Genomic DNA, 928 nt, shown 5'->3' on the forward strand with positions numbered 1-928 from the left:
GTTCTTACGAATCCCCTCATAATTTCTATATAAAACAATGAGTAGACGCACATCGCTCATTCTGATCTAATGAATTTCGCCAAAAACACACCTGATTGAATGGATTTAATAGGGAGCCCTAACGATGCGCGATGTTCAGATTCTACAGCAAACTATCGAAAACCAATGCCCTAGCATTCACAAAAAACGACTTAAATCTCTGATGCTTGCAACCAGAACCGTGCTCGACGGCTCTGATCTCACATTGACCAAAATTGGACGCGCACTCGACACCGATACCACTGTAAAGCACGCGATAAAGCGTATCGACCGACTGCTTGGTAATCACAATCTACATCGTGAAAAAGATGACATATATAAGTGGCATGCGTCCTTTATTACCCGCGCCAATCCTTTTCCTGTGGTGCTGGTTGATTGGTCCGATGTTCGTGAGCAACTGCGCTATATGACATTACGAGCTTCAGTATCCGTTAAGGGTCGCGCTGTCACGCTTTATGAGCAGGCATTTGAGTACAAAAACTACAACTCACCCAAGAGCCATCAACACTTTCTCGATAAGCTGCAATCCCTACTCCCTCAAGACTGCACGCCTATCATTGTCTCCGACGCTGGCTTTAGAAATACGTGGTTCAGGCAAGTCGCCAATAAAGGTTGGCTCTGGCTTGGGCGTGTACGTGGTGAAGTCTCGATTAAGTGTGGCGAAGGCCCTTGGCAGTGGAATAAAACGTTTTACCCTCAAGCAACAAATAAGCCACTGTTTTTAGGAGAAAGCCTACTTGCTAAGCGATCACCGCTTAAATGCTTTGCTTACTTATATAAAAGTCACCCCAAAGGCAGAAAAGCCCATCGGCATAGTCGAACTTGCCAAAAACACTCGGCAGGAAAAGTGTTCCATAAAGGAGCAAAAGAGCCTTGGCTTCTAGTGACC

The 928-nt window shown here is 45.5% G+C and carries 1 protein-coding gene; it reads left to right on the plus strand.

Annotated elements, in window-relative coordinates; translation table 11 throughout:
* Positions 1–124 precede the first annotated feature (124 nt).
* The coding region (locus LNL84_RS19620; protein WP_244359555.1) for an IS4 family transposase at positions 125–928 on the plus strand (804 nt) is incomplete at its 3' end.

Source organism: Vibrio gelatinilyticus, assembly GCF_022836845.1.
Classification (GTDB): Bacteria; Pseudomonadota; Gammaproteobacteria; order Enterobacterales; family Vibrionaceae; genus Vibrio; species Vibrio gelatinilyticus.